Origin of the sequence: Azospirillum sp. TSH20 (assembly GCF_003115935.1) — a bacterium.
In the GTDB taxonomy this organism is placed as follows: Bacteria; Pseudomonadota; Alphaproteobacteria; order Azospirillales; family Azospirillaceae; genus Azospirillum.
In genome coordinates this window covers 51,774-74,861 of the sequence record NZ_LGQU01000136.1, presented here as the reverse complement: position 1 = coordinate 74,861, position 23,088 = coordinate 51,774, and the positions used below count along the sequence as shown (strand labels likewise).

Annotated in this window: 12 protein-coding genes; 7 read left to right on the top strand and 5 right to left on the bottom strand. The window is 69.3% G+C overall.

All coding sequences use genetic code 11. The features are described 5' to 3' along the window. Positions 1-33: 33 nt before the first annotated feature. Both treZ and TSH20_RS30305 read right to left on the bottom strand, forming a co-directional pair. Entirely contained in the window at positions 34-5,652 is a 5,619-nt protein-coding gene (treZ, locus tag TSH20_RS30310; RefSeq protein ID WP_109156114.1) for a malto-oligosyltrehalose trehalohydrolase, read from the bottom strand. Between the two features lie 120 nt (positions 5,653-5,772). Further along, the gene (locus tag TSH20_RS30305) at positions 5,773-6,081 is read right to left on the bottom strand and encodes a hypothetical protein (RefSeq protein WP_085083633.1); all 309 of its coding nucleotides are present in this window, start codon (positions 6,079-6,081) and stop codon (positions 5,773-5,775) included. A gap of 465 nt (positions 6,082-6,546) precedes the next feature. Between TSH20_RS30305 and TSH20_RS30300 the strand changes: the two genes are divergently transcribed. Further along, a complete protein-coding gene (locus TSH20_RS30300; protein WP_109156115.1) occupies positions 6,547-6,789 on the top strand; it encodes a hypothetical protein in 243 nt (80 codons plus the stop codon). On the opposite strand, the gene TSH20_RS30295 is transcribed toward TSH20_RS30300, so the two are convergent. Further along, positions 6,790-8,145: a sigma-54 dependent transcriptional regulator gene (locus TSH20_RS30295; protein ID WP_109156116.1), complete on the bottom strand. Its 1,356-nt coding sequence runs from the start codon at positions 8,143-8,145 to the stop codon at positions 6,790-6,792. Beyond that, positions 8,142-9,977: an ATP-binding protein gene (locus TSH20_RS30290; protein WP_247871240.1), complete on the bottom strand. Its 1,836-nt coding sequence runs from the start codon at positions 9,975-9,977 to the stop codon at positions 8,142-8,144. The genes TSH20_RS30295 and TSH20_RS30290 overlap by 4 nt, the downstream gene beginning before the upstream one ends. Positions 9,978-10,248: 271 nt before the next feature. Here TSH20_RS30290 and TSH20_RS30285 point away from each other — a divergent pair, with 271 nt between their 5' ends. The 6 genes from TSH20_RS30285 (at position 10,249) to pseG (ending at position 22,467) form a co-directional block, all read left to right on the top strand. Beyond that, on the top strand, positions 10,249-11,565 hold the full coding sequence (locus TSH20_RS30285; RefSeq protein WP_109156117.1) for a dicarboxylate/amino acid:cation symporter: 1,317 nt from the start codon (positions 10,249-10,251) through the stop codon (positions 11,563-11,565). A gap of 239 nt (positions 11,566-11,804) precedes the next feature. Continuing rightward, positions 11,805-14,114: an NADP-dependent malic enzyme gene (locus TSH20_RS30280; protein WP_109156118.1), complete on the top strand. Its 2,310-nt coding sequence runs from the start codon at positions 11,805-11,807 to the stop codon at positions 14,112-14,114. A gap of 142 nt (positions 14,115-14,256) precedes the next feature. After that, complete coding sequence (locus TSH20_RS30275) at positions 14,257-16,260, top strand: tetratricopeptide repeat protein (RefSeq protein ID WP_109156119.1); 2,004 nt, start codon at positions 14,257-14,259, stop codon at positions 16,258-16,260. Further along, positions 16,257-20,282: a tetratricopeptide repeat protein gene (locus tag TSH20_RS30270; protein ID WP_109156120.1), complete on the top strand. Its 4,026-nt coding sequence runs from the start codon at positions 16,257-16,259 to the stop codon at positions 20,280-20,282. Before TSH20_RS30275 ends, TSH20_RS30270 begins: the two co-directional genes overlap by 4 nt. 192 nt (positions 20,283-20,474) lie before the next feature. Continuing rightward, positions 20,475-21,200, top strand: a complete 726-nt coding sequence (locus tag TSH20_RS30265; RefSeq protein WP_109156121.1) for a nucleotidyltransferase family protein — start codon at positions 20,475-20,477, stop codon at positions 21,198-21,200. Positions 21,201-21,372: 172 nt separating this feature from the next. Then, positions 21,373-22,467 (top strand): UDP-2,4-diacetamido-2,4,6-trideoxy-beta-L-altropyranose hydrolase, encoded by a 1,095-nt coding sequence (pseG, locus tag TSH20_RS30260; RefSeq protein ID WP_109156122.1) that lies wholly within the window; start codon positions 21,373-21,375, stop codon positions 22,465-22,467. Positions 22,468-22,479: 12 nt separating this feature from the next. Here the strand turns inward: pseG and TSH20_RS30255 are convergent, their stop codons facing one another. Next, on the bottom strand, positions 22,480-22,989 hold the full coding sequence (locus TSH20_RS30255) for an RT0821/Lpp0805 family surface protein (protein WP_109154987.1): 510 nt from the start codon (positions 22,987-22,989) through the stop codon (positions 22,480-22,482). Positions 22,990-23,088: the final 99 nt, after the last annotated feature.

The following is a 23,088-nucleotide window of genomic DNA, read 5'->3' as shown; positions in this document are numbered from 1 at the left end:
GTGCTCCTCGGAGTAGGGAAGGGCGTTTTTTAGTTAGCGGCGGACGGGGGAAGAGGACGGGCGGGCCGCGGCCAGGATGTCGGCGATCGCCGCCGGCTCCGACGCATCGGCCAGTTCCTCCAGCGTCATCGACAGCTTGCGGCGCCAGTTGGGGTATTGGTCGGTGGTGCCGGGCAGATTGACCTGATCGCGTTCGCGGGTCATGTCGTCCAGCTGCGCCACCGCCAGCGCCGCGTTGGTGCGGGCGAGGAAGGCATGCACCGCATGGTCCAGCACTTCGTCATAAGGACTGTCGGGTCCAAAGCCGGCGGGCAGGGCGATGTCGGCGGCGCGCAGGGCATCGACCAGGGCGTTGCGGTCGGCGGAGCGGCGGGCCTGCTGCTTCTCCGCCTCGTCCGCCGCCGGATAGAGACCCTTATCGGCCTTCAGCACGATGTCGTCGCCCTCCCACCAGCCGCGCAGCGTGGCGAGGTCGTGGCTGCCAACGGTGGCGAGCGCCAGTTCCGGATACTCGTCCGGCCCCTTGAAGGCGCCGTCCTCCGTCCATTCGAAGAAGACGACGCGGTAACTCAGCACCCCGGCCTCGGTCATCCGCTCGCGGAAACCGTCGGGCACGGTGCCCAGATCCTCGCCCACGACGAGGCAGCGGTGCCTCTGGCTCTCCAGCGCCAGGATGCCCAGCAGATCCTCCATCGGATAGGCGACATAGGCGCCCTCACCCGGCGGGCGGCCGTCCGGGATCCAATAGACATGCTGCAACGCCATGGCGTGGTCGATGCGCAGCGCACCGGCATGGCGCATGTTGGCGCGCACCAGATCGATGAAGGGCTGATAGCCGGCCGCGCGCAACGCCTGTGGATGGAAGGGCGGCAGCCCCCAATCCTGGCCGGCCGGGTTGAACAGATCGGGCGGGGCGCCGACATGGGCGGCGCCCACCACCGCCTGCGGCGTCATCCAGGTCTCCGCCCCGCTGGCGTCGGCACCGACCGCAAGGTCGCGGTAGAAGCCGATGGTCATGCCAAGCTCGGTCGCCCGCTCCGCCGCCGCGCGCAGCTGATCGTCGGCCAGCCATTGCAGCCAGGCGAAATAGGCGACGCGATCGGAATGCTCCTTGGCGAACCGCTCCACCGCCGACGCGGTGGCGTCGTGGTACTCCGCCGGCCATCGGTGCCAATCGGCCTTGCCTTCTGCCGCGAAGCGTTCCCGCAATGCCTGGAAGGTGGCGAACCGCTCCAGCCCGATGCCGCTGCCGGTCCAGAAGGCATCGAAGGCGGCGCGGCGTTCCGGCTTGGCCGATGTCTGGAAATCGGCGAAGAGCTTTTCCAGAATCGGCAACTTCAGCTTGGCGACCGCGGTGTAATCGACGTGGGAGGTGGACCGCGCCGCCTCCAACGCCTGCCGGAACTCCGGCGAAGCCGCTTTGCGGCGCATGTCGGCGTCGTCCAGGAATTCCGGTACAGCGGTAACGTCGATGTAGAGCGGGTTCAGGAACAGCCGGCTGGCCGGGGAATAGGGGCTGGCATGGTCCGGATTGTCGAGGAACATGGCGTGCAGCGGGTTCAACCCGATCACCGCCGCACCGCGCGCCGCGGCGATGTCGGCCAGCGTCCGCAAATCGCCGAAATCGCCGATGCCCCAGTCATGGTCGCTGCGCAGGGTGTAAAGCTGCGCCGACAGCCCCCACAGCTTCTCCCCCACCAGCATCGGCGTCGGCAGATGGCAGCGGGCCGGTGCCAGGATCAGGCGGGTTTCCGCCACGCCATGTTCCGTCTCCACCCGCAGCGTGTGGTAGCCGGCCTTGTCCAGTTTGCCCAGCGGCAGGCGCCGCTCGGCATAGGTCACGTCGCCGGCGGTGATGCAGCGGCAACGCGGCAGGCTGCCGAAGCCGACCACGCCGCTCTGCGTCGCCCCACTTTCCAGCGTCAGGGTATAACGCAGAGTCCGGGTGCCGTGGGGCAGGGTGACCGGCACGGTGACCGCCGCCCCGGCGCGGCGGACCACCGCCGGGGGCAGGGCGCGGCCATACTCCTCCTCGTCCAGCCGGTCGAGATGGGCCAGCGCGGCGGCCTCGTCCCCCGCCTCCACCCCCATCGCCGATAACAGGGCGCGGATGGTCTCCTCGCTGGCCGTCACCGTCTCTCCGGCGGCATTGTCGAAGGAGCGTTCCACCCCCATGCGGTCGGCCAGCCGGTCGAGCGCCGAGGCCTCCTCCAGCCACAGCACCACCGACCATGGGCCGAGCCTGTCGCCCGTCAGCCCGTCGCCTTCGGTCCACAGCACACGGCCCGACGCCTCCGGGAAGCCGGCGGCCGGCTTGTCGCCGAGATTGGCAAAAGCATGCAGGCGGCTGCCGTCGCCCAGCTTCCAGCAGACCGTCAAGCCGGTCTTGCCGACCGCCTTATGGCTCGACGCACCACCGGGAACCCCATCCAGCCGCGGCACGATCTCCGCCCGGCGCGTGGCGAGAGCCCGCCGATACCAGTCGAGCCAATCGGCATGCTCCGCCTGTCCGCGCGCCTCCCAATCCAGCTTGGCCGATTCCGCCGTCTCCGGTGCGGTGGGGTCGGGGATGCGGGCGCGGGCGTCAGGATTCTGGAATTCGGGGAACTTGGCGAACTCCTCTGCCCGGCCCTTGCGCACCGCTTCCGCAAGTTCCTCGCCGAAGTCGCAGAAGAAGGGAAAGGGCTTGGCCGATGCCCATTCCTCGCCCATGAACAGCATGGGGATGCCGGGACCCAGCAGATAGAGGATGGTGGCGGCGCGCACCGCCTCGGCCTTGGCGATGTGGGTGATGCGCTCGCCGAAGGCCCGGTTGCCGATCTGGTCGTGGTTCTGGATGAAGGTGACGAAGGCGGTCGGCGGCAGATGGGCCGACGGCTCCCCGCGCATCTCGCCGTCGCGATAGACCGACGGATCGCCCTGGAAGGCGAAACCCTCCGCCAGCGCGCGGCCCCATTTGGCCGGGTCGTGGGCGTAGTCGGCGTAATAGCCGCCATCCTCGCCGGTCGCCGCGCTGTGGAGGCAGTGGTGCAGATCGTCGTTCCACTGGGCGGTGTGCCAGCGCGGGTCGCCCTCGCGGTGGCGGGCCAGGAAGCGCGCCTGATTGGCGTCGTTCTCCAGCACCAGATGGACATGGCGCTGGTTCTGGAAATGGCCGTGAACCCGCTCCGCCAATTCCTCCAGCACATGACGGTCGCCGTCGTCGATGATGGCGTGGACCGCGTCCAGCCGCAGGCCATCGAGGTGGTATTCCTCCAGCCAATAGAGCGCATTGTGGACGAAGAAGTCGCGCACCGGCCCGCTGCGCTCGCCATCGACGTTGATCGCTGCGCCCCAGGGGGTCTTGTGGCGGTCGGTGAAGAAGCTGTCGGCGAAGGCGTGGAGGTAATTCCCCTCCGGTCCGAAATGGTTGTAGACGACGTCGAGGAAGACCATCAGCCCGCGGGCATGCGCCTCCTGCACCAGCGTCTTCAGATCCTCCGGCCGGCCATAAGCGCTGTCGGGCGCGAAGGGCAGCACGCCGTCATAGCCCCAGTTGCGCGAGCCGGGGAAGTCGGCCACCGGCATCAGCTCGATCGCGGTGACGCCCAGCTCGACCAGATCGTCCAGCCGGTCGATGGCGGACAGGAAGGTGCCTTCCGGCGTGAAGGTGCCGACATGCAGCTCGTACAGCACCGTCTCGTGCCAGGGGCGGCCGGTCCAGGCGGCATCGGTCCAGACATGCACGCCGGGGTCGATCACCTCCGACGAGCCATGCACGTCGTCCGGCTGGAAGCGGGAGGCCGGATCCGGAATTGCCAGCCCGTCCGGCAGGACGAAGCGGTAACGGCTGCCGGCCTGCGCCCGCGCGGTGGTCAGGCCGAACCAGCCGTCCCCCTGGTCTTCCATCCCGACCGGCTGGCCGCCGTCCTCCAACGACAGCAGGACGGACGCCGCCGTCGGCGCCCACAGGGAGAAACGGACGGACCCGTCGGCCTGCACCTCCGCGCCGAAGGGCATGGAATGGCTGCGACGGCGCTCGTCCACCGGGGGGATGCGGTCACGGTCGCGGCTGGCGATCTCCGGCCCTGCATCGGCGCGGATGATGGCGGTGACGCCGGCCAGCGGGATCCCCACCCAGCCCGGCCGGTTGGCAAGCTCGTATCCGACCTCGTACAGCGCCTTTTCCAGCAGAAACAGCTTCAGCAGGGCAGGGGCCGCCTGCGGGTCGCGCGGGAAGCCGGGGCAGTCGCCGATGGAGCCGCGATAACCGTCGAGGAAGGCAGCCGACGCCGCCCCCTCCCACCAGGACAGCCAAGCGATGCGGGCATCGCGCGACGGAGCATCAAGGCCGGCCGGCATCGCGTCGCGCGCCATGGCGGCGGCATAGGCGATAGAGCGCAACATGCCGGCGACGTCGCGCAGGATGCAATGCTTGGCCCGCCGTTCAGCCAGCGGGCGCATCGGCTCGCCTTCGAAATCGACGATCTGCACGTCACCGCGCGAAACCAGCACCTGCCCCAGATGATAGTCGCCGTGCAGCCGCATGGCGCTGAGGTCGGCGTCTGCAGGGATCAGCGCGTCGATTTGCGCCATCATCGCCGCCTCGCTGGCGGCGAGGGCGTTGGCCTGTGCGGCAATCGCCGGGTCCAGCGTCTGCTTATCCCCTTGCCCGGCAGCGCGCAGACGCTCCAGCACGCGCTTCGCCAGGGTGCGCACGCCGCCGGCCCACTCCCTTAGCCGCTCCGCCGTCGCCGGCTCGGGCGTGAAGGCGTCGCCGCCGCCGGGAGTGGCGAGCGCCCGGTGAAGCTCCGCCGTCCGCTGACCCAGCAGGCGCAGAAAGGCTACGCTGTCGGCATCGGCGGCCTGCGCCGCCTCACTGTCCTCGAAGCGGGCGACGCGGTCGTTCAGATAGCCGGTGACATGGCCCCAGGCGTCCTTCGCCTCCGGCACCAACTCCTGCATCACGCACAGCGTGGTGGAACCGGAGCTGTTGGACCGCTCGACCCAGCCCAGGAGGGCCGGCGTGTTGGGGAACTGCGCCACCTCGGTCAGGAAGCGGCTGACCTCCAGTTCGGGGTGCATACCGGGTTCCAGCTTGCGCAGCCCCTTCAGGATGGCGGCGTCGCCGATGCGGATGGAGGTGTTGGACTGTTCGGCGGTCATCCGATGCAGCGGGGCATCGCTGTGCAACCGTTCCGCCAGCGCCTCGCAGGCACGGGTGTGGCCGGCGGTCAGGCCGGCGGACAGCGCCGTTTCGCTTGGTTCGGGATTACGTTTCAGAATGGCGCCCAGCAGCGCACGGACCACGCCGTCATCGGCATAGCCGTCGCGCAGGCGCCCCGGAACCGGCAGGTCCTTGGAACCTGCGATCACCGACGCATCCTCTCCAGTGCCGCGGTCGAGGATCAGGGGAAGCTGGTAGAGCTGCGGCTCCCGTCCCGGCGGCTCCACCCGCAACAGGCAGAGCTGGGCCTGCGATCCGCCGGCGAGCGGCAGCGGCAGGGCGTCTATGATGCGCACGACCGGCCGGCCGGCGTCCTTCGCCGCATACCAGCGGCGGGTCAGGAGATGGTCCGGCAGCAGGTCGTCCTGAAGGCGGGAGAGAATCCCGCTTTCCAGCGGGTTGGCCAATACATTCGGCTGGGCATGTGGCTGCGGCGCGGTGGGCACGAGGGCTCCTCCCCTGTTGAGCGCTGGGTGGCACGTCGCTCAAACAGCACGGCGGGGAGAAATTCCCGCACCCGCGAAGCCGCTTCCACGAACGACCGCGCCCTTCTCCCGAAAGAGTGGTCAGACGGTCCGCGGGTGGTGCGGCAGATGGGCGAGACGGCCGATCCGCTCGGCCACCTGCAGGGCCTCGACCACGTCGTCCAGCCGACCATCGCGCATCAGATTGTGCGCGTGGGTGTTCAGCGCGGCGACGACGGCCCGTTCATCGGACACCCCGCGGGCCGGCTTCCCGTCGGGATCGAGCACGGTGGCGCCAAGCGCCGCCATGGCCTCCGCGGTCAGGTTCACGGCCTCGGACAGGGCCTCTTCGTCGTCTTCCGCTGCGGTCAGGATCGGTTCCAGAAGCTCCGCAAGGAGACGGGGGGTCATGGTGCTAATCCTCGGTGACATTCTAAGGCCGTCCCCTTCGACGTCGGTGCTGTGTGGTCTCCAGTACAACAGCCGAAACGAAGGAAAGGTCCGCCCGGCCGAGCTGTCCGAAGGCCGGTTTCCCGAATCTTGGAAAGGGCGGCCGGACACCAGAAGCCACATGGGAACCGCGCGTGCGGCCGGCAAGCGGAACCGGATGTCAACTGCACGAATGGGGGAAGTGAGGGGCGGCGATCCACCGCATTGCCCGGAAAGTTGTGGAGCCTGGTCAGAAAATTCGTAAAAATACCATCGCATTCCAAACATGCGGCGGATTGCGCGAGCAGCGTCCGCTGACGGTCCAGGACAAAGAAGCCGATGGCCCTTCCGAACAGAGCATCCGGCGTGGATGATCGCCAGTCGATCACACGGGACAGCGGACCCGCGCCCATTGACGGAAACGGCGGCGGGGGCCATCCTCCTGGTATGGACGACCTGACCCGACGCGTTGACCGGATGGAGGGGCTTCTCGACGAGATGAAGCCGCTGCTGGCGCGTCTCGATGAGCGGCTGAACCATCTCGCGACCAAGGCCGACCTGTCCGCGACAAAGGGTGAGTTGCTGGAGAAGCTGGCTGAAAAGCCGGGCAAAGGTTACCTGTGGACAGTCCTTGCAGTGCTCGTCGGCGCCATCCTCGCGTTCGTGGCGGCTGGGGTCAGTCTGAAATAGTCACTCGATAAAATCCTCCCGGCTCAGCCCATAGCGTTTCAGCTTGTCGTAAAAGGTCTTGCGCGGGATGTTCAGCGCCTCGATGGCGGCCTTCACGCTGCCCCGTTGGCGGGCGAGTTCGGACTGGATCAGGCCCTTTTCGAACAGATCCACCTGCTCGGCCAGCGACAGCGTCGACGGTGCCGACACCGGCGCCGGGGCCACATCCTCCAGCCCCAGCACGAAGCGATCGGCGGCGTTGCGCAGTTCGCGGACGTTGCCGGGCCAGTCCTGGCTCATCAGCCGCTGCATCTGCTCGCGGGTGGGCGTCCGCGGCTCGCGGTTGTAACGGGAAGCGGCCTGGGCGACGAAATGCTGGAACAGCAGCGGGATGTCGTCGCGGCGTTCGCGCAGCGGCGGAATGGTCAGCACCACCACATTCAGCCGGTAATAGAGATCGGCACGGAATTTCCCCTCATCCGCCGCCTGCCGCAGATCCGCCTTGGTGGCGGCGACCACCCGCAGATCGACCGGCACCTGCTCGTTCGATCCCAGCGGTTCGACCACCCGTTCCTGGATCACCCGCAGCAGCTTGACCTGCAAGGCCAGCGGCATGCTTTCGATCTCGTCCAGGAACAGGGTGCCGCCGCCTGCATGTTCGATCCGGCCGACCCGGCGCTTGGCGGCCCCGGTGAAGGCGCCGGCTTCATGCCCGAACAGTTCGCTCTCGAAGATCGTCTCCGGCATGGCGCCGCAGTTCAGCGCGACGAAGGGGTTCTTGCGCCGGCCGCTGGCGGCGTGCAGCGCGCGGGCGACCATCTCCTTGCCGGTGCCGGTCTCGCCGAACACCAGAACGTCGGCGTCGGTGTCCGCGACCGCTGAGATGGTGGCGCGCAGCCGCTCGATGCCCGGCGTGCGGCCGACGATGGTCCCCGCCGGATCGGTTCCGCCGGCGATCTGCGCCCGCAGCCGGCGGTTCTCCAGCACCAGCCGCCGCTTCTCCACCGCGCGCCGGGCGATCTCGGTCAGCCGGTCGGACGGGAAAGGCTTTTCCAGGAAGTCGTAGGCGCCGTTGCGCATCGCCTCCACCGCCATCGGCACGTCGCCATGGCCGGTGATCAGGATGACCGGCAGGTCGGGATCGATCTCCCGCACCCGCGCCAGCAGGGCCAGCCCGTCCATCTGCGGCATGCGCACGTCGGTGACGAGGCAGCCCGGCCAGTCGCGGCCGAGATGGCGCAAGGCCCGCTCCGCCCCGTCGCAGGCCGTCACCTCGAACCCCGCCAGTTCCAGCGCCTGCTGCCCGGCCAGCCTCACCGCCCGCTCATCGTCCACGAACAGCACGGCGCCGGCGGCCTCGGGAATGGACTGGCTCATGTGGTCTGCTCCGTGGTGGTGAGCCGCAGGGTGAAGACGGCGCCTTGGCCCGGTTTCCCATTGCGGTTGGCGGCGGTCAGGCTGCCGCCGAAATCCTCGACGATGCCGTGGCTGATCGACAGCCCCAGCCCCAGCCCCTCGCCGGCTTCCTTGGTGGTGAAGAAGGGGACGAACAGCCGGGGCAGATCGGCCTCGGCGATGCCGCCGCCGGTGTCGGCGACACTCAGCAGCGCCTCGCCCTCCGCCGCGACCAGCCCGATGCGCAGGCGGCGCACCGGACAGCCGCGCATGGCATCCGCCGCATTGCCGATCAGGTTGACCAGAACCTGCTGCAGCCGCACATCCTCCGCCACCACCCGGACCTGCTGGTCGGGCAGATCGACCTCCACCGTGATGTCCTCCCGCCGCAGCTTGGATTCCAGCAGGGCCAGCGCTTGGCTCACCGCCCCCTGCACCGACACCGGCCCCAGCGTGCCGGAGGCGCGGCGGGCGAAGCCCTTCAACTGGCGGGTGATGGCGGCCATGCGGTCTGTCAGTTCGGCGATCTCCGCCAGATTGCCGCGCACCGCGTCCATCCGCCCACGCTCCAGCAGGACCACGGCATTGTCGGCGAAGCTGCGCATGGCGGCGAGCGGCTGGTTGATCTCGTGCGCGATGCCGGCCGACATCTGCCCCAGCGCCGCCAGCTTGGCCGCCTGGGTCAGCTCGTTCTCCGCCGCGCGCAGATCGGCGGTGGCGGCGGCGACCCGGCGTTCCAGCTCCGCCCGCGATTCCTCCTGCAGCGCGATCCGCTCGGCCAGAGCCACCCGCCGCAGCGCCACCGCATAGGCGGTGAGCGCGGCCATCGCCACCGCGGCGGCGGCCAGCAGCCCGGCGACCCAGGCGCGGGCGGTCACCGGATCGAGGCTGGTCAGGCTGTGCAGGGTCCAATCGCCGCCGGGCATGGCGACGGAGGTCAGCAGATAGCGCCGCTCCCCGTCCTTCTCCTCCAGCGCGATGCGGTCGGACACCCCGCCGAAGGCCCAGGGCAGCACGTCCAGCCCCTCGCTGGTGCCCTCCGGCACGATGGGCAGGCTGATCGGCAGGCGACGGGGCAGGGCATGGTAGCGCCAGGACGGCATGTTGGTGATGAACACCACCCCATCGCGGTCGGTCACCAGCAGCTTTTCCTGCCCCGGCGTCCAGCCCCGCTCCAGCCGGTCGAACCCCAGCTTCAGCACCACCGCCCCCACTGTGCGGTTTTCCGCCACCACCCGGTTCGCCGTGTAATAGCCCGGCACCAGCGAGGTGGTGCCCAGCGCGAAATGGTGCCCCTCCCCCTGGTCCATCGCCATGCGGAAATAGGGGCGGTAGGAGAAATTCTCGCCCACGAAGCTGGCGGCGCTGTTCCAGTTGCTGGCCGCCAGCGTCGTTCCCTTGGCGTCCATTACATAAAGCGCCAGCGCATCCAACGCCTGGGCGATGCCCTGCAGCTTGCGGTTCAGCCGGTCGACCGCCGCCGGAGTCGGGTTGACCAGCAGGGCGCGCACCTCCTCATCCTGCGCCAGCGCCAGCGGAACGGCGGCATGACGCTCCAGCTCCGCCCGCAGGTTGGCGTTGTAGAGCGCCAGCTGCGCCCGCGCGCTGTCCTTCAGATCGTCCAGCGCCAGGGACGAGGCCCAGCCCGCCGCCAATGCCGCCGCCGCCGGGACGCCGAGCAGCAGCGCCACCATCAGCAGCCGGCGCGGCCGTTCCAGCGCCCGGGCGACCAGCTGCGTCGCCGGCGAGAGCGTCGCGGAGAGGAGGGGAGGGGCGGTCGAATCTGTCGCCGGATCGGTCGGATTGCTCAGCAACGTCTTCCCTGATCGTGCTGCGCCGCAACATTGATGCCGCAGCGCTGTGAAGTGTGTGGATTTTCGCACATAGCTGGACCCCCTGTCGTGCGGATTCTCGCCCTCGGCCATTCGGCAAATGCTTGATGTTGCTGGATTCAGCAATTGGCCCACCGCTTGCTTTCAGGAGCAATCAGTTGGGGTCCGCCCGCCCAGCCGGTGCAAATGCCGGACGAAAGAACGGGCACCCCGCCAGGAACGCCGTTCTGAGGAACGCCACGAGGAGAGTAGCATGAGCGCAGACGCGACCGCCGGCCGGCCGGGCACGGTGAAGAAGCCCTTCTACACCAACCTGACCTTCCAGGTTCTGACCGCCATCGGCATCGGCATCCTGCTGGGGCACTTCTACCCGGCCATCGCGGTGCAGATGAAGCCGCTGGGCGACCTGTTCATCAAGATGGTCAAGATGGTGATCGGCCCGATCGTCTTCCTGACGGTGGTGACCGGCATCTCCTCGATCGGCAACCTGAAGAAGGTCGGCAAGGTCGGCGGCAAGGCCCTGCTGTATTTCGAGGTGGTGACGACCTTCGCACTCGGCATCGGGCTGCTGATCGTCAACCTCGTCCGCCCCGGCGCCGGCATGAATATCCAGCCGGGCCAGCTGAAGGCCGACGCGGTTCAGAAATACGCCACCTCCGCCCACGAGCACGGCTTCATCGACTTCGTCGTCGGCATCGTGCCCGACAATGTGGTCGGCGCCTTCGTCCAGGGCGACATGCTGCAGATCCTGTTCTTCGCCGTGGTGTTCGGCGTCGCCCTGTCCGCCATGGGCCAGAAGGGCAAGCTGGTCGAGGACATCTTCGACAAGATCGGCCATGCCCTGTTCGGCGTGATCGGCATCCTGATGCGCGTCGCCCCGGTCGGTGCCTTCGGCGCCATGTCCTTCACCATCGGCAAGTACGGCATCTCGTCACTGACGGCGCTGGGCCAGCTGATGGCGTCGGTCTACCTCACCATGGCGATCTTCATCTTCGTCGTGCTGGGCGGCATCGCCAAGGCCTACGGCTTCAGCATCTGGAACTTCATCCGCTACATCCGCCAGGAACTGCTGATCGTGCTCGGCACCTCCTCCTCGGAGTCGGTTCTGCCGCGCATGATGGAGAAGATGCAGAAGTTCGGCTGCTCCAAGCATGTCGTCGGTCTGGTGATCCCCACCGGCTATTCCTTCAACCTCGACGGCACCTCGATCTACCTGTCGATGGCGGCGATCTTCATCGCCCAGGCCTTCAACGTCGACCTGACGATCTGGCAGCAGCTCTACATCCTCATCATCCTGATGCTGACCTCAAAGGGTGCGGCGGCGGTCACCGGCGGCGGCTTCGTGACGCTGGCCGCCACCCTGTCGGCCACCGGCGTCCTGCCGATCGAAGGGCTGGCCCTGCTGCTGGGCGTCGACCGCTTCATGTCGGAAGCCCGCGCGCTGACCAACCTGATCGGCAACGGCGTCGCCACCGTCGTCGTCGCCAAGATGGAAGGCGAGTTCGACGAGAGCAAGGCGGTCGCCGAATACCAGCAGCACTTCAAGGAGCCGGCGCTCGCCCGGATCTGACGATCCGCAAAGAACGCGCGGCACACATGCAGGACCGGATTCGGAAATTCCAAAGATGATCCATCCGGCCTCCATGAGGATCCTGTAAGGTAAGGGGGACGCTTCGATTTGGTTCGAATCGTCCCCTTTCCGTTTCGCGGGGCGGTTGGCGCAGCAGCCCGAATGGGCTATAACCGCCAATCAGGTAAAGCGAACGCAAAGAATTAACTGAAATCACGTTAACCGGAGGAAGAGACCCGATGTCCGGCGATTTTGAGGCGATGGCGCTTGAGTATCACCGCAACCCGCGGCCCGGTAAGCTGGCAGTAGTCGCGACCAAGCCCATGGCCAACCAGCGCGATCTGGCGCTGGCATATTCGCCGGGCGTTGCCCATGCCTGCACCGCCATCGCCGAGGATCCGTCGAAGGCGGCGGAGCTGACGGCGCGGGCCAATCTGGTGGCGGTCGTCACCAACGGCACCGCCGTGCTGGGCTTGGGCAACATCGGTCCCTACGCCGCCAAGCCGGTGATGGAAGGCAAGGCCGTCCTCTTCAAGAAGTTCGCCGGTATCGACTGCTTCGACATCGAGCTGAACGAGCATGACGTCGATGCGCTGGTCGACACCATCGTCCGGCTGGAACCGACCTTCGGCGCCATCAACCTGGAAGACATCGCCGCCCCCGCCTGCTTCGAGATCGAGCGCCGCTGCCGCGAGCGCATGAAGATCCCGGTGTTCCACGACGACCAGCACGGCACCGCCATCGTCGTGGGCGCCGCCGTGCTGAACGGTCTGGCGCTGGTCGGCAAGGACATCTCCAAGGTCAAGGTGGTCTCCACCGGCGGCGGCGCGGCCGGCATCGCCTGTCTCGACCTGATGCTGTCGCTGGGTGTCCGCCGCGAGAATGTCTGGCTGGTCGACCGCATCGGTGTGGTCCACAAGGGCCGCAACGAGGAGATGAACGAATACAAGGAGGCCTACGCGCACGACACCGAGGCGCGCACGCTGTCCGACGTCATCGACGGCGCCGACATCTTCCTCGGCCTGTCCGGCGCCAAGGTGCTGAAGCCGGAGCTGCTGGCCCGCATGGCCGACAAGCCGCTGATCCTGGCGCTCGCCAACCCGGAGCCGGAGATCATGCCGGATCTGGCCCGCGAAGCCCGTCCGGACGCCATCATCGCCACCGGCCGTTCCGACTTCCCCAATCAGGTCAACAACGTCCTGTGCTTCCCCTTCATCTTCCGCGGCGCGCTGGACGTCGGCGCCACCACGGTGAACGAGGAGATGAAGATCGCGGCGACCCACGCCATGGCCAACCTCGCCCGCGCCGAACCGTCGGACGTGGTGGCGGCGGCCTATGTCGGTGAATCGCTGCGCTTCGGCCCGGACTACATCCTGCCCAAGCCCTTCGATCCCCGCCTGATCGTCGAGGTGTCGTCGGCGGTCGCCAAGGCGGCCATGGACAGCGGCGTCGCCACCCGGCCGATCGCCGATTTCCGCGCCTATCAGGACCAGCTGAACCAGTATGTCATCCGCTCCGGCCTGTTCATGAAGCCGGTCATCACCAAGGCCAAGACCGCGCCCAAGCGCGTCGTCTATGCCGAGGGCGAGGACCCGCGCGTGATCCGCTGCGCCCAGGTGGTGGTCGATGACGGCATCGCCCATCCGGTCCTGATCGGCCGCCGCGAGGTGATCGAGCGGGTGATCGGCGAGATGGGCCTGCGCCTGAAGATCGGCCAGGACGTCGAGGTCATCGAGATCATCCGCGATCCGCGCTATCACAACTTCACCGAACATTACCGCAAGCTGATGGGCCGCCGCGGCGTGTCGCCCAGCCATGCCGCCAACGTGGTTCGGACCCAGCCCACCGTCTTCGGCGCCCTGATGGTCCGCCGCGGCGAGGCCGACGCGCTGGTCTGTGGCACCACCGGCCGCTTCAACGAGCATTGGGCGCACATCTGCGGCCTGATCGGCCTGCGCGACGGCGTGAAGGTCGCCGCGACGATGAACGCGCTGATCTCGCAGAAGGGCGTCCACTTCATCACCGACACCTACGTCAACCCCGACCCGACCGCCGAACAGGTGGCCGAGATCGCCCGGCTGGCGGCGGACGAGGTGAAGCGCTTCGGCATCGAGCCGAAGGTGGCCCTGCTGTCGCACTCCAACTTCGGCAGCGCCGAGACCCCGTCCGCCCGCAAGATGCGTGCGGCGGTGGAACTGGCGTCCGAGCAGATGCCTGATGTCGAGATCGACGGCGAGATGCATGCCGACGCCGCTCTCGCCCCTGCCATTCGCAAGGAAGTGCTGCCCGACAGCCGCCTGAAGGGCGAGGCGAACCTGCTGGTGATGCCGACGCTGGACGCCGCCAACATCGCCTTCAACATGATGAAGATCCTGGGCGAGGCGCAGAATGTCGGTCCGATCCTGCTGGGCGTCCAGCGGCCGGTCCACATCGTCACCCCGTCGGTCACCACCCGCGGTCTGGTCAACATGACCGCCGTCGCCGTGGTCGATGCCCAGCTGGCCGACCCGGTCAACGCCGCCCCGACCCCGCCGGTGGGCGTGGCGTAAGGCAATCTCGCTCCCGTGCAACCACTTGCTCCCTCCCCCGCCCAGCGGGGGAGGGCCGGGGTGGGGGCACGGGTCTCCACCCCTTCCACCACACCCAATTCGTGCTATCCCTTACCCGTAGCCAACAGGAACGGCACGGGGCATGACCAACCAGCGCAAAACCGGCAACGCCGCTGCCGCCACCGCCGCGGCGCTGGTCGGGCAGGCCGTCCCGTTGCACCAAGCCGGCCGCCTGCCTGAAGCCGAGGCGCTCTATCGCCAGGCAATCGCCGTTCAGCCGCGCCAGCCGGACGCCCTGCATCTGCTGGGCATGATCGCTTGTCAGACCGGCCGCTTTGCCGAGGCCGCCGACCTGATCGGACAGGCGGTGGCGGCCAAGCGCGACGTTCCCGATTACCACGCCAACCTCGCCTACGCCCTCCAGGCGCTCGGCCGCTCCGCCGAGGCGGAACGCGCGGCCCGCAACGCCCTGCGCCTGCGCCGCCCGTTCCCCGAGGCCGCCAACACTCTGGGCAATGCCCTGAACGCCCAAGGCAAGGCCGCCGAGGCCGCCGACGCCTACCGTGCCGCCCTGCGCGCCCGCCCCGACTACGCGGAGGCGGAGGGCAACCTGGGCGCGGTGCTTCGCAGCCTCGGCCGCTCGGCGGAGGCGGAACCGCTCCTGCGCCACGCGCTTGCCTCCAATCCCTCCCTGACGGAAGCGCGCGCCGCCCTGGGCCTCGCCCTGCTCGACCTTGGGCAAGACGACGAAGGGGAGACGACGCTGCGTGCCGTGCTGGCACGCCGGCCCGACCATGCGGCGGCGGCCCTTGCTCTGGCGGGCTCGCTGCAACGCCGCGGCAAGGATGCGGACCCGGCCTACCGCCTTTACCTGACGCTGGAGCCGGCGGATGCCGAGGGCTGGAACGCCTACGGCCTCGCCCTGCAAGCTGCCGACCGCATCGAGCCCGCCGCCGATGCTTTCGCCCGCGCCGTACGGCTCGGCCCGAAGATGGCGGAGGCGATGACCAATCTGGGCACCGTCCGCCGCCTGCAGGGACTGGCCGCGGACTCTGCGGAGTTGCAACGCCGCGCGTTGGACCTGCGCCCCGGCTATGCCGCCGCCCATACCAATCTGGCGCTCGCCCTTCAGGATCTGGGCGACGATGCCGGCGCGGAGCGCGAATTCACCAACGCCCTGGACGCCGATCCGGCGCAGGCGCTCGCCCGCTTCAACCGCGCCATCCTGCGCCTGCGCCAGGGTCGGTTGGCCGAGGGTTGGGAGGATTACGCCGTCCGCTTCGACTCCGGACGCCTGCGGCCGAGACGTCCCTTCAACATCCCGGAATGGGAGGGGGACGAACTTGCCGGGCGCCGCCTGCTGCTGTGGGCCGAACAGGGGTTGGGCGACGAGTTCATGTTTGGCGCCCTTCTGCCGGAAGCCCTGTCGCGTTTCCCTGCCGCCATCGTCGAATGCGAACCGCGGCTGGTCCCGCTGTTCCAGCGCTCCTTTCCCCGCACTACGGTGCGCGCGCCGACGCGGCGGCCGGCTGATGCCGACTGCCATCTCCCCTTCGGCTCGCTGCCGCGCCTGCTGTGGAAGACCGCACCGGTCCCACCTCCGCCCGCCGGCTGGCTGAAGCCGGATCCGGAGCGGGTGGCGGCATGGCGGTCGCGGTTGGATGCGCTCGGCCCCGGCCTGACGGTCGGGATTGCCTGGACCAGCCGGCGCATCACCACCGAACGGCGCCAGTCCTATACCGACCTGGAGGAGTGGAACTCCCTGTTGTGCCTGCCCGGCATTCATGCCGTCAGCCTTCAATATGACGGACGCGAGGAAGAGATCGCTGCGGTCGAAGAGCGATTGAGGCTGCGCATCCACCGCTGGCCCGACCTCGACCAGATCGCCGATCTGGAGGGCACCGCCGCCCTGATGGCGAACCTCGATCTGGCGATCACCGTCGCGTCCTCCGCCGGGGAAATGGCGGCAGCGCTGGGCGTGCCGGTCTGGCGATTGGGACGGCGCGACTGGACGCAACTCGGCACAGCGGTGCGTCCCTGGTTCCCCACCATGCGCTGCATCCATCCCGATGGGTCGGCCGGCATCGGTGGCGCCATTCCCAAGGCAGCGCAGATGCTTAACAGACTTTCCGCAGGTGATCTGTGAGCATTTCAGATTGGTTCGCCGAGGCGCTTCGCCATCATCAGGCCGGCGCTCTGGACGCCGCCGAACCCCTGTACCGACGTGTCTTGGATGCCGAACCGCGTCACGCCGATGCCCTGCATCTGCTGGGCGTCCTGAACCACCAGCGCAACGACAACGTTCAAGCCATTGACTTAATTAGTAAAGCGGTCGAACTTGCGCCGGAGGTGGCGGATTACCACGCCAACAGGGGCATCGTTCTGCAACGGCTTGGCCGCCTGGAGGAAGCCGAAGCAGCGCAACGTCGTGCACTCCAGCGCATCCCCACCCATGTCGGCGCCCATTTCAATCTGGGGCTGGTGCTGGCCGCGCTCGATCGGTTGGCGGAGGCCGCCGTCCATTATGCCGAAGCCGCCCGGCTGTCTCCCAATTTGGCCGACGCCCACCTGAACCTCGGCGCCGCCCTACAGGGGATCGGTCGGGCGGAAGAAGCATTGGCTGCCCATGCCCGCGCGGCGGAACTGCTTCCCGGCGACCCGCGCCCCTGGACGAACCGGGCGGTCAGCCTTCAGCAACTCGGCCGCAAGAGGGAGGCCGCCGACGCCTTGCAGATGGCGGCGACGCTAGGCGGTGGAACCTCCGACCCCACGGCCCTGTCCGCTCTCGCCGCCGCGCTCCATGCCGCCGGGCGGATGGAGGATGCGGCGGAGCGCTACGCCGACGCCTTGCGCCTTGCGCCACGCGATGCGCTTTCTCTCAACGGTCTAGGGCTCTGTCTTAAGGCTCTTGGTCAACTGGATGATGCGGCCACCTGCTTCGATGCGGCCACCGCCATCCAGCCAGACCATGCCGACGCGCTGGACAATCTCGGCAGCATCCGCAACGCCCAGGGCCGCCATGCCGAGGCGGAGGCCCTGCACCGGGAAGCGATCCGCCAGCGGCCCGACTTCGCCGGCGCCTGGAACAATCTCGGCAATGCCCGCCATGCCGCCGGCCGCACGTCCAACGCCTGGACGGCATGGCATGTTGCATTGACGCTCGATCCCACCCTGCCGGAAACCCACACCAACCTGGGCAACGCCCTGCGCAGCGCCGAGCGTTTCGCCGAGGCCGAGCGGTCGCAACGTCGCGCCATCCGGCTTGCGCCGCTGGAGGCGCCTGCCCGCAACAATCTGGGCCACCTGCGCCAAGGCCGGCACGACCATGCCGGCGCCGCCGACTGCTACCGCAGCGCCCTGGCGCTGGACCCCGCCTATGGCGAGGCCTGGAGCAACCTGGGGCTGGCCCGGCAACGGTTGAGCGACGGCACGGGGGCGGAGCGCTGCTATGACCGGGCGCTGACGCTGCGACCCGACATGTCGTTGTCGCACTTCAACAAGGGCCTGCTGCGGCTGGAGGCCGGCGATCTCGACCATGGCTGGCCCGGTTATGCCTGGCGTTTCGGCTCGGGGCAGGTCGGGCAGGGGCGTCAACCACGCGCCCAGCCTTGGCGTGGGGAGGACCTGACCGGCCGCCGCCTGATGATCTGGGGCGAGCAGGGCGTGGGCGACACCATCCTGTTCTCCGCCCTTTGCCCGGAACTGGCCGGCCGCGCCGTTTCCACCATCTTGGAGGTCGACCGTCGGCTGGTGCCGTTGTTCTCCCGCTCCTTCCCCACCTTGCGGGTGCGGGCGGAGGCGTTGGACGGGCAAGGGCGGGAGGCGATGGCGATCCCGGACTATGACCGTCACGTGCCGATGGGCTCCTTGCCCCGCGTCCTGCGCCGCCGGCTGGCCGATTTTCCGCCGCGCCCCTCCTGGCTGGTGCCCGACGCAGGGTTGGTCGAGCGTTGGCGCGAACGGCTGGCGGCTCTCGGCTCCGGATTGTGCATCGGCATCGGCTGGCGCAGCCAGATGATGACCGTGGAGCGTAGCATCGCCTATCTGGCACTCGACGCCTGGGCGCCGCTGTTCGCACTGCCCGGCATCCACTGGGTGGTGCTGCAATATGGCGAGGTGGAGGAGGAGGTCCGGCAGGCCGAGCAGCGTTTCGGCATCCGCCTGCACCGCTGGGACGATCTCGACCGCAAGGACGATTTCGATGGCGTCGCCGCCCTGATCGCCGGGCTGGACCTCGTCATTTCGCCGGCGATGTCGGTTGGTGAGCTGGCAGGCGCGCTCGGCACCCCGGTCTGGCGCTTCGGCACCCGCGACTGGACGCAGTTGGGGGCCGGAATCCGCCCCTGGTATCCGTCGATGCGCCTCTTCCAGCCCCGGCCGGGCGAGCCGCTGTCGGCGACGATGGCCGATATGGCTGGCGCATTGCGGTCGCTCTCCCGATTATCGGCCACGTCACGCCATGCGCCCCCCTCACCCAGCCCTCTCCCCGGGGGGGAGAGGGTATCCGCAGGGGGAGAGGCGTTGGCGGCGCAGGCGGTCGCTCTGCACAGCCAGGGTCGTCTGCTCGACGCCGAAGCCCTCCACCGCAAGGCCGTCGCCTCCGTACCGACCCACCCGGCCGCCTGGACCAATGGCGGTCTCACCCTGCTCCGGCTTGGCCGTGTCGAGGCCGCTATCCGGTGGCACCGGAGGGCGGTGGCGCTGAACCCGGCCTTTCCCGAAGCGCTAAGCAACCTCGGCGTGGCGCTCCAGACCGGTGCGTCCGCGGCAGAGGCGGCGACGCTGCACCGCCGTGCCGTGCGGCTGCGCCCATTGCAGGCGGAAAGCTGGGGCAACCTCGCCGCAGCCCTGCTCGCCGCCCGGCGCTTCACCCAGGCGGAGACCGCCTGCATCCGGGCCGCAGTCCTGGCGCCGAGCCTTGCCGGGGTGCTGATCACGGCCGCCGCGGCATCGAAGGGGCAGGGGCGCTACGCCGAGGCCGCTCGCCAGTCCAGCCGGTCCCTGCACATCACGCCCACTTCGGCCAAGGGCTGGTCAAACCTGGGCATGGCCCTGGCCGGGCTGGGCCGCTGGAGCGACGCTCTAATCGCCCACCGACGCGCATCGGCACTCGCTCCCGACCTGCCGGACATATTGGTCAACCATGGCCACGGGCTGCTGTTGCGGGGAGAGCGTCGGCTCGCCCGCAACTGGACCGAACGGTGCCTGCGGCTGACGCCGGGCAGGGCGGATGCCCGGATGAACCGCGCCCTGCTGCGCTTGGCCGAGGGCGACCTGACCGGCGGCTGGGACGACTACGCCCATCGCTTCGCCACCGGCGATGCCGTACCCCGCCGTTTCCCCATCCCGGAATGGAGGGGCGAACCACTGGCCGGCAGCCGCATGCTGGTATGGGGCGAACAGGGGCTGGGCGACGAGATCATGTTCGGCACGGCGTTGCCCGACCTGCTCCGTCAAGCCGGCCGGCTGATCGTCGAATGCGACCCGCGCCTGACCGGCCTGTTCGCCCGCGCCCTGCCGGGTGCGGAGGTGCGGGCGCCCACCACGAATCCGCGCGATGCCGATTGCCATGCACCAATGGGGAACATCGCCGCGCGGCTGCGGCCTGCCCTGCGGCATTTCCCTTCAACCGCTCCACTCTTCATCGCCGATCCACGGCTGGCGGCGGACTGGCGCGGCCGGCTGGCGGACCTCGGTCCCGGCTTGCGGGTCGGCATCTGCTGGCGAAGCAGCCGCATGACGGCCGACCGGGCCGGCGCATACAGCCGGATCGACCAGTGGGGACCGATCCTCGCCGTGCCGGGCGTGACCTTCGTCAGCCTGCAATATGACGGGCACGAGGCGGAGCGGGAGGACGCCCTGCACCGCTTCGGCACGGTGCTGCACCACTGGCCCGATCTGGACCAGCGCCGGGATCTGGAGGGGGTGGCGGCGCTCATCTCCGGCCTTGACCTCGTGATCTCCGCCCCGACCGCCGTGGGGGAACTGGCCGCTGCCCTCGGGGTCCCGGTCTGGCGGATCGGGGGGGCCGGCGACTGGTCGGCCCTGGGGACGGCGGTGCGGCCCTGGTTCCCATCCATGGCGCTGGCCGGCCATGCCGGTGACCACGACGTGACCCTGGCGGCGGTCGCGCAACGCCTGCGGTGTCTCGCCAAAGGGGTCCCATGACCATCGGAGGAGGGAGGCCCACGCAATTCCGCATTGCGATTCCGGAGCGCCCCCTTTATCGACTATGGCCGCCGGGCGCCGCGCAGGGTGGATGACCCGGCGCCCGCGCCGTCGTAAGCTGCTTCCTGCCGGACGGCGACAGATGGGTTCAGGACAGGGTTTCGGGGCGCGGTTTTAGGGAAAGGACGGTCGGTGCGGTCTGAGGACGCTCTTGCCAACATAGACGTCGCGGTGCTTGCCGGCGGGCTGGGCACACGCATCCGGGGCGTTCTGGGTGACACGCCGAAGGTCCTGGCCCCCATCGCGGGCCGTGCCTTCCTCGGCCATCTCCTGGATTACCTGTCGACCTACGGATCGCGCCGGGTGGTGCTGTGCCTGGGCCATCTGGCCGATCGGGTGACCGCATGGCTCGCCCGCGGCGATTCCGCCGGCACCATCGACGTGGTCTGCCAGATCGAACCGCGCCCGCTCGGCACCGCAGGGGCGCTCGGCTATGTCCGCAAGGAACTGCGCAGCAGCACCATCCTGGTGGTGAACGGCGACACCTTCCTCGACGCCGACCTGCGCGCCTTCATCGCCTCGCACCGGCTGTCGGGGGCGGAGGCGTCGGTCCTGTGTGTGACGGTGGAGGATGCCTCCCGCTTCGTGCGGGTGGAGATCGGGCCGGACAGCCGCGTCCGCCGTTTCCTGGACAAGGTGCCGGGGGCGGGCACCATCAATGCCGGCGTCTATCTGTTCTCCGCCGCCTTCCTCGACCGCTTCATCGCGGCGGGCGCGGTGTCGCTGGAACGCGACGTGCTGGAAAAGCTGCCGTCGGGCACGCTGAACGCCCATGTCGCCAAGGCCCGCTTCCTCGACATCGGCACGCCGGAGAGCCTCGCCACCGCCGCCAGCGTCATCGCCGGCCGCGAGTCCTGACGGGGAGGTCCGTCGGGAGCCCCGGCGGCCGCAATTTACCTCCGCGCACGCGACCGTCTGCCACTGGACTCGCGCAATGTGCCGGGCCAAGATGCGCACCGACTCGACACCGTGCGCAGTGGGTGCTTGCGCCGGGGCCGGGCCGCCACGCCGATTTCTCCGGACCAGTGCCATGGCCGTCATCCTCATCCGCGCCGACGCGTCGCCGACCATCGGCACCGGCCATGTCATGCGCTGCCTCGCCGTGGCGGAAGCCTTGCGCGACCAGGGGCACGAGGCGCTGTTCGCCGCCGTCGAATCCACCCCCGCCATCGACCGCCGGCTGTCGGCGGACGGCTTCCGCCATGTCTCCATCGCCGGTCCGGTGGGGCAGGCGGCGGATCTGGCCGCCACCCGCTCGCTCCTGCGGCGGGAGCATGGCACGGCGGTGATGCTCGACGGCTACCGCTTTGGCGAAGCCTACCGCGTCGGGCTGCAGGCCGCCGGGGCGCGGGTGCTGGCCTGGGACGATCTGGGCGACGGCACGCCGCTGCACGCCGACCTCGTCGTCAACGCCGCACCGCAGGCGGCGGGCCTTCCCTATGAGGCAATGGCGCCCGGCGCCGTCCTGCTGCTCGGCCCCGGCTACGCCCCGTTGCGGCGGGAGGTGCGGCTGGCGGCTCAGGCGCCGCGGCGGACCATCGCCGACCGGCCGGTGCTGCTGGTGACCTTCGGCGGCTCCGACCCGCTCGGCCTGACGGGGCCGGTTCTGCAGGCGCTGGCGACGGAGCGGCCCGACGGCTGCCGGATCGTCGCCGTCGTCGGCGGCAGCAATCCACGAGCGAACGAGCTGGCGGCCGAGGTGGCGGCGCTCGCCGCCGATGGCGTTTCCGTGGAGATCGATTGCCCGCGCATGGGCGCGCTGATGGCCGACAGCGGTCTGGCGGTGTCGGCCGGCGGCGGCACCATGGGGGAACTTGCCGCGCTGGCGGTGCCGACCCTTCTGGTGGTCACCGCCGACAATCAGGCGATGGCGAGCGGCGACGCCGCCGATCTCGGCTGGTGCACGGCCCTGGACGCCCGTGGCCGCGATCCCGCCAAGGCGGCGGCGGTCATCGCCCGGCGGGCGCTCGCCCTGTGGGCCGACGCCGGGCAACGGCAGCGGATGCAGGATGCCGCCACGGCACTGCCGCTGGACGGCGACGGGGCGGTGCGCATCGCCAGCGCCCTCACCGGCCCGCCGCCGAAATCCGGCAGCGCCGCCCGGCGGCGGACGGCGCTTGCCTGATGGCAGTTCCGGTCAGCTGACCACGCGCCACGTGCCGTCCGGCTGCTGGCAGGCGGTGCCGAAGCCCTGCTGGGTGCGGCCCTGGACCACGATGGTGGTCTGATATTCACGGCAGAGCTGGCCCTGCGGCCCGGTGCCCTCGCGTACAGGCGTGTAGCTGCCGTAATTGCCGGTGTCCGGATTGTTCCAGCGCACGGTGCTGCCGGTCGGCGCACTGTAGGCGTTGACCGCCGCCTGCTGGGCATAGTTCTGGTCGGCACGGTCGAGCGAGGCGCCGGCGGCATTGCCCAGCGCCGCACCCAGCAGCGTGCCGACGCCCACCGCCACCAGCTTGCCGCTGCCGCCGCCGAAGCGCGAGCCGGCCAAGCCACCGACCACGCCGCCGAGAACGGTGCCGGCCGTTTGCTTGTTGGCGCTGACGCCGCCATAGGAGTCGCCGTAGCCGGGCTGTGCGCAGCCGGCAAGCGGGGCCGCGAGCAGGCTGGCGGACAGCGCGGCGGCGAGGAAGGGGCTGGCTTTCATGGTGGCTCTCGTCCTGTTGGGTCCTGTTTGGATCGGCACGAAACCGTTCGTTCCTGACGCCATCAACATGGCTGACCCGCATCTTATTCCCGATGCGTG